Raw genomic sequence first — 6,776 nt, forward strand, 5'->3', positions numbered from 1 at the left:
CATTTCCTCCGGGCTGACCAGCATGGCAGCCCCGTCACGCTATCTGTCAGGCCTTGACCTCAGTGCCCGCCCTTCATTCGCCGTGCCACCAGGTAGATCCCCAGCCCGACCAGCGCCGTCGCTGCGCCGATGTAGCCGGTGCTGGTCCAGCCCATGCCAGCGGAAATCGCCATGCCACCCAGCCACGGCCCCAGCGCATTGGCCAGGTTGAACGCCGCATGGTTGGACGCCGCCGCCAGGCTTGGCGCTTCATGGGCAATGTCCATCAGGCGGATTTGTAACGGCGCCGCCAGGGCGATCATGGTGCCGACCAGGCCAATGCCCAGCAGCAGGCTCCACAGCGCCTGTGCGGCAAAACTGAAGAACAGCAGCACTGCAATCGACCACACCAGCACCAGCCCGACGGCGCGGAACTGCAGGCGGTCGAACAGCTTGCCACCGGCGATGTTGCCGACAATGCCACCGACGCCGAACGCCGCCAGGCCGAACGGAATCCACTGCGGCGACACCTGGGTCACCTGCAACATGGTCGGCGCCAGGTAGCTGAACACACAGAACATGCCGGCAAAGCCGATCGAGGCGATTCCCAGCGCTATCCACACTTGCGGCAGGGTGAAAGCTTGCAGTTCCTTGCGCGGGTCGCTGCGCACTTCATCGTGGCGCTGGGGCACGAAGCGCCAGACCAGGGCGATGGTGCACAGGGCGATCACGCCGACCAGCACGAACGCCGAGCGCCAGCCAAAGTACTGGCCCAGCAAGGTGGCGACCGGGTTGCCGAGCAACATGGCCAGGGTCAGCCCCATCATCACCCGGGCCACGGCCCCCGCCCGATGGTCCTTGGCCACCATGCTCGACGCCACCACCGCCGCGATGCCGAAGTAGGCGCCATGGGGCAGGCCGCTGATGAAGCGGAAGGCGACCAGGCCACCGAACGAGGGAGCGAAGGCGGTAGCCAGGTTGCCAAGGGCATACAGCGCCATCAGCAACAGCAGCATGTGCTTGCGCAACAGCCGGGCACCGATGATCGCCAGTGTCGGGGCGCCGACCATTACGCCCAGCGCGTATGCGCTGATGGCATGGCCCACCTGGGGCTCGCTCAATTGCAGGTTGCTGGCGATATCGGGCATCAGGCCCATGATGGCGAACTCGCCGGTGCCAATGGCAAAACTGCCCAGCGCCATGGCGGCTTCCATCTTGGCGACGGTACTTTTGCCATGGAGAGGGGGTAATTCCTGAACTGACATCTGGATCCTTGTTGAAACATGCTGAAACGTTCAAGGCGGGATCATAGTCAATCCGAGAGGGTGACGTCGAGGAAGCTGGCCGGCTTCCTGGACCTGCGGCATGAACAGCACCTGTGGGAGCGGGCATGCCCGCGAAGAATCCAGCGCGGAGGATGGCACCGGCTGCGCCGGTGTTCGCGGCGGTTCGACGCCTCGACACGCCCGCTCCCACAAGGCCCTGCACAAGCCTGGGAGGGGGGTTACAACGTCAGCTTCTTGCTGAACTTGGTCTCCATGACGATGTGCGACGCCGTCTGCGTCACACCCTTGATCATGTTGATGCGGGTCAGTTCGGCATTCAGTTCGCCCAAGGTATGGGTGGTCAGGTGGATGATGAAGTCCATTTCGCCCGACACCGCATACACCGCCTGCACCGACTCCATCTTGCGCAAGGTGGTCATCACGTCGGTGTAGCTCTTGTTGCTGCACGAGGTCATGGTGAAGCAGTTGATTACCTGCTGCAGCTTGTCCTGGTCGATGCGCACACTGTAACCGGTGATCACGCCCGCGTTTTCCAGGCGGTTGATACGCTCCTGCACCGCCGAACGTGACACGCCCAGCTTGCGTGCCAGCGAGGCGGTGGGCTCGCGGGCATTGGCCTGCAGCAGCGCCAGCAGTTGGCGGTCCTTTTCGGTAAGCTTGAACAGTGCGCCGGGGGGAAGGGCGTCCATGGCGATTCCTGATTGTCGTTCTAGTTGGTGTACTGCGAGCGCGCTTCCTGGAACCGGTCCATGAGCTTCAGCCCGGCATAAACCGCTTGTGCAGCAGCAGGTCCGAACGGCCCTCCGTTCCATTGCAGGCCGTAGGCATCGAACAGGCGGTAACGATCGGTTTCGCCGCACAGCGCCTCGGCGACCACCCTGGCGCCCACGGGTGCGGTGTTCATACCATGGCCCCCAAATGAAGTACAGGCCCACATTCCCGGGCCCAGGGGGCCGATGTGCGGCATCTTGTGGCGGGCGTAGCCCATCAGCCCGGACCAGGCCTTGGCGACTTTCAGGCCCTGCAACTGCGGGTACACGCTGAGGATGTCACGGGTCAGCAACTGCCCCAGGCGTTGTTCGTCCTGCAGGTTGCGGGTGGTGATATGGCCACCCCACAACAGGCGGTCGCCTTCGACGATGCGGTAGTAGTCCGAGGCGCGGCGGTTGTCGCCGACGGCATCCGTGGTACGTACCACGTCACCCAGGCGTTCACCCAGGTGTTCGGTGAGCACCACGTAGGTGGCGATTGGCAGGAACGCCCGGCGCAGCCGGCCAAACTCGGCGCCGCCATAGCCACCGCAGCAGTACACCACGTCCGCACAGGTCACTGCGCCGTGGGCCGTGGTCACGCGGTGGTGCCCGGCCTTGGGTGTTACTCGCAGCATTGGCGACTGCTCGTGAATGCGGCCACCGGCCAGTTCGACCAGCTCGGCCAGGCCCAGGCAGTAGTTCAGCGGGTGGAAGTGGAAACCATGGCTGTCGCGCAGTCCCTGGAAATAGCGGTCGCTGTTCAGGCGGCTGCGCAGCGCCGGGGTGTCCAGGTATTCCATCTCGAAACCGAAATCACGGGCCATGCGGTCTCGGGTGCGCTGCAGGTTGTCGGCGTCGTCGTAGCGCACCACGCTGAGTTTGCCGGTGGTCGCGGCACAGCCTGGCAATTGGTGGCGGGCGATGGTATCGCGGACGATTTCTACGCCCTCGAGTGACAGCCGGAACAACTGCGCTGCTGTCTGCTTGCCGCAGCGTCGCTCGATCGCCGACAGCCCTTCGGACCAGCCCTGCAGCACGAAGCCGCCATTGCGCCCGGAGGCGCCCCAGGCCACTCGCGCGGCTTCCAGCAAGACCACCGAGCGCCCGCGCGCCAGCAGTTCCCGGGCCATGCTCAGGCCCGCCAGGCCGCCGCCGATGATGCACACATCGGCGCGGGTTTCACCGGCCAGGGCCGGACGCTGCGGGGCTGGGCGCATGGTCCCGGTGTAATAGTTGTTGCTGTAGCTGGACATCGGCTGGGGCATCCTTTTACTGGGCGGTGTATGTTTTACGGGCACGCGGGGGCCGCACGCCCTTCAGCTGAAGGGCGCTGGTCTGCGGGTCATGGGGTTACTGCACTTGGGTGAGGTCGGCGCCGTACCACTTCTCGGACAGCTGCTTCAGCGTGCCGTCGGCCTTCATGCTGTCGACGGCCTTGGCCAGCTCGGCGTTGAAGGCGTCGTCGCCCTTGTCGGTGGCGATGGCCAGCGGCTCGTAATAGGCGGGCTTGCCTTGTATCGGGGCAATCGGGTAACCGGCCTTTATCGCCCCCATGATGGTCGGCAGCGGCGACAGCGCGGCATCCAGGCGGGTGCCGTTACCGATGCGCAGGTCATCCAGGGGGCCCATGCTGTCGCCGTAGGTCTGCACATCGCCCGGTTCCACGGTGTAGCTGAACGCAGGCACATCCGCCGCGTCGATCTTCAGCCGGCGGTTGATGTAGTCCTCGGAGGTCGTACCGGCCTCGACGCCGATGGTCTTGCCATTGAGGTCATCGGCGCTGGCGCCGGCGGCGTCCTTGTGCACGGCGAACATGTAGGGGGTGTAGTAGTAGATGGCCGGGAAGTCGAGCACGCGGCCACGCTCGCGGGTCGGTGTCATCGAGCCGACCGACAGGTCCCAGCGGCTGGCCCAGCGCCCGGCGGTGATGATGCCGTACTCGGGGGTGACGAACGCCACCTTGGTGCCGATGCGCTTGCCGATTTCGTTGGCGACATCGATGTCGAAGCCCTTGAGTGTGTTGTCCTCGCCGAGGAACGACTGCGGTGGCCAGTTGGCGGCGGTGGCCACTTTCATGACCTTGCTCTGGTGGATGCGGTCCAGGGTGGCACCGGCCCAGGCGGTGCCGCCCATCAGGGCCATGCTGGCGGCGAGGGCAGTGAGTGCGAACGAGCGTGCAAGTGGGTTCATTCGGTAAGTCTCCGGGTATGCGATTGTTGTTGTGGTATTGGCACAGCGGTAGACACAGGCCTCAGTGGCTGAGGATCTGCGAGAGAAACTCCCTGGCGCGCGGGTGGCGCGGGTTGTCGAAAAACGTGTCGGGCCGGGCCTGTTCGATGACCTGGCCCTGGTCCATGAAGATGATGCGGTCGGCGACCCTGCGGGCGAAGCCCATTTCGTGGGTGACACAGAGCATGGTGATGCCATCCTGAGCCAGCTCGCCCATCACATCGAGCACTTCCTTGACCATTTCCGGGTCCAGCGCCGAGGTGGGCTCGTCGAACAGCATGATCCGCGGCCTCATGCACAGCGCGCGGGCAATGGCCACCCGCTGTTGCTGGCCGCCGGAAAGCTGGCCGGGGAACTTGTCGGCCTGGCTGGCGATGCGCACCCGCTCCAGGTGCTCCAGGGCCAGGGCGCGGGCCTGGGGCTCGCTGAGTTTGCTGACCAGGCGCGGCCCGAGCATCAGGTTTTCCAGCACGGTCAGGTGCGGGAACAGATTGAACTGCTGGAACACCATGCCGACCTGGCGGCGAATGGCGGACACGCTGGCGGCATCCCGGTTCAGCGGGTTACCGGCAATCAGTACCTGGCCTTTCTGGAAGTCCTCCAGCAGGTTCAGGCAGCGAATCAGTGTGGACTTGCCCGAGCCGGACGGGCCGCAGACCACCACGATCTCGCCGCTGGCGATTTCCAGGTCGATACCCTTGAGCACGTGGAACTCGCCGTACCATTTCTGCAGGCCGCGTATGGACACGCCGGCCTGGACAGCGGTGGCGGGGACTACTTGATTCATCATGATGCTCCTCGATCAGCGGTGGGCGCGGTCGAAACGTTTTTCCAGGCGCGACTGCACGGCTTCGAGCAGGATCGACAGCACCCAGTACAGAACGGCGGCGGTAATCAGCATTTCCAGGTGGCGGAACTCGGCGCGGCCCTGGGTGCGGGCCAGGAACATCAGCTCCCACACGCCAATCACCGATACCAGCGAGCTGTCCTTGAGCATGGAGATGAACTGGTTGCCGGTGGGCGGGATGATCAGGCGCATTGACTGCGGCAGGATCACCCGGGTCATGGCCTGGAAGGGGGTCAGGCCTATCGCCCTCGAGGCTTCCCATTGCCCGCGGGGGATGCTGCTGATGCCAGCGCGGAAGATTTCCGTCATGTAGGCGCCGTAGCACAGCGACAGGGCCAGGATGCCTGCCGGCACTGCACCGACCACGTAGCCGAGTTGGGGGATGCCGAGGTAGATCAGGTAGATCTGGATCAGCAGCGGTACACCGCGGAAGAACGAGGTGTAGAAACTGGCGATGGCGATGGCAAAGCCGTTGGACGACAGCCGTGCGGTCGCACCCAGCAGGGCCAGGATGAAGGCGATGGCAATCGAGATCGTGGACACGTAGACGGTGGTGAACACCCCTTGGGTGATCATGAAGCCGACTTTGCTGGCAATGAAGCTGTAGGAAAGGTCGAAGGTGTCGAAGAAAAGCAGGAACAGTAGCAACAGTTCAGCCCAGACGGTGATTACCTGGGCCCGCAGTGGAAAGCGGCCGAGGATGAACAGGTTAAGCACCAGGGTCACGGCCAGGGTGCCCGCTACGGCCATGTTGCGCAGCAGCGGCGCCTGCAAGTCGAGCACGACCGGGCCCATCAGGCGGGCCAGGCTACCGTCGCCGACGCCGTAGAACAGGGCGAGTGCAAAGATGACGGCGGTGGCCAGGGCCATGAACGCCGGGTTGTCGGTCGCACGCGGTTTGACGATGTGGTCTCTGTACATGGGGGTCGTGCCTCACGGAGCTGGGCTCGTTTGTTGTTGTGAGGCCATTGTAGGGAGGCGAAGTGCAGGCAAGAACCTGACGGATTGCAACGTTTTACAGGTTTTTGCTGGCATTTGAGGAGTGCGATGCCCGACATCTGCTGCAAGCCCCGTCAAATCGTTAGCCACCGGCAGCGCCGGTATTCGCGGCTGAAGCCGCTCCCAAGGTACAGCACATTCCTCAGCTGGCTGGGACCCTGTGGGAGCGGGCATGCCCGCGAAGCAGACGACGCGGTGGATGGCACCGGCTGCGCCGGTGTTCGCGGCTAAAGCCGCTCCCACAGGTACAGCACATTCCTCAGCTGGCTGGGACCCTGTGGGAGCGGGCATGCCCGCGAAGCAGGCGACGCGGTGGATGGCACCGGCTGCGCCGGTGTTCGCGGGCGCGCCCGCTCCCACAGGTATGGCGCAATCCTTCAGCTGGTACGGACCCTGTGGGAGCGGGCATGCCCGCGAAGCAGGCGACGCGGTGGATGGCACCGGCTGCGCCGGTGTTCGCGGGCGTGCCCGCTCCCACAGATATGGTGCATTCCTTCAGCTGGTACGGACGCTGTGGGAGCGGGCATGCCCGCGAAGCAGGCGACGCGGTGGATGGCACCGGCTGCGCCGGTGTTCGCGGGTGAACCCGCTCCCACAGGTATGGCGCAATCCTTCAGCTGGTACGGACCCTGTGGGAGCGGGCATGCCCGCGAAGCAGGCGACGCGGTGGATGGCACCGGCTGC

At 64.8% G+C, this 6,776-nt stretch carries 6 protein-coding genes; all 6 read right to left on the minus strand.

What is annotated here, in order from left to right:
- Positions 1-59 precede the first annotated feature (59 nt).
- Positions 60-1,244, minus strand: coding sequence for an MFS transporter (locus tag CAF70_RS07580; RefSeq protein WP_085627101.1), 1,185 nt, complete (start codon positions 1,242-1,244; stop codon positions 60-62).
- Between the two features lie 239 nt (positions 1,245-1,483).
- Positions 1,484-1,954 (minus strand): Lrp/AsnC family transcriptional regulator, encoded by a 471-nt coding sequence (locus CAF70_RS07585; protein ID WP_085627103.1) that lies wholly within the window; start codon positions 1,952-1,954, stop codon positions 1,484-1,486.
- Positions 1,955-1,974: 20 nt separating this feature from the next.
- Positions 1,975-3,270: an FAD-binding oxidoreductase gene (locus CAF70_RS07590; protein WP_085627105.1), complete on the minus strand. Its 1,296-nt coding sequence runs from the start codon at positions 3,268-3,270 to the stop codon at positions 1,975-1,977.
- 97 nt (positions 3,271-3,367) lie between these two features.
- Positions 3,368-4,207: a transporter substrate-binding domain-containing protein gene (locus tag CAF70_RS07595; RefSeq protein WP_085627106.1), complete on the minus strand. Its 840-nt coding sequence runs from the start codon at positions 4,205-4,207 to the stop codon at positions 3,368-3,370.
- Between the two features lie 61 nt (positions 4,208-4,268).
- Positions 4,269-5,033 (minus strand): amino acid ABC transporter ATP-binding protein, encoded by a 765-nt coding sequence (locus CAF70_RS07600; RefSeq protein ID WP_085627108.1) that lies wholly within the window; start codon positions 5,031-5,033, stop codon positions 4,269-4,271.
- 15 nt (positions 5,034-5,048) lie between these two features.
- Positions 5,049-6,014 (minus strand): amino acid ABC transporter permease, encoded by a 966-nt coding sequence (locus CAF70_RS07605; RefSeq protein WP_085627110.1) that lies wholly within the window; start codon positions 6,012-6,014, stop codon positions 5,049-5,051.
- Between the last annotated feature and the right edge of the window lie 762 nt (positions 6,015-6,776).

Origin of the sequence: Pseudomonas sp. B19(2017) (assembly GCF_002113165.1) — a bacterium.
GTDB lineage: Bacteria > Pseudomonadota > Gammaproteobacteria > Pseudomonadales > Pseudomonadaceae > Aquipseudomonas.

Coding starts and splice junctions, on each gene's coding strand:
- CAF70_RS07600 (WP_085627108.1), bottom strand. CDS start 5,033: ATGAATCAAGTAGTCCCCGCCACCGCTGTCCAGGCCGGCGTGTCCATA.
- CAF70_RS07605 (WP_085627110.1), bottom strand. CDS start 6,014: ATGTACAGAGACCACATCGTCAAACCGCGTGCGACCGACAACCCGGCG.
- CAF70_RS07595 (WP_085627106.1), bottom strand. CDS start 4,207: ATGAACCCACTTGCACGCTCGTTCGCACTCACTGCCCTCGCCGCCAGC.
- CAF70_RS07580 (WP_085627101.1), bottom strand. CDS start 1,244: ATGTCAGTTCAGGAATTACCCCCTCTCCATGGCAAAAGTACCGTCGCC.
- CAF70_RS07590 (WP_085627105.1), bottom strand. CDS start 3,270: ATGTCCAGCTACAGCAACAACTATTACACCGGGACCATGCGCCCAGCC.
- CAF70_RS07585 (WP_085627103.1), bottom strand. CDS start 1,954: ATGGACGCCCTTCCCCCCGGCGCACTGTTCAAGCTTACCGAAAAGGAC.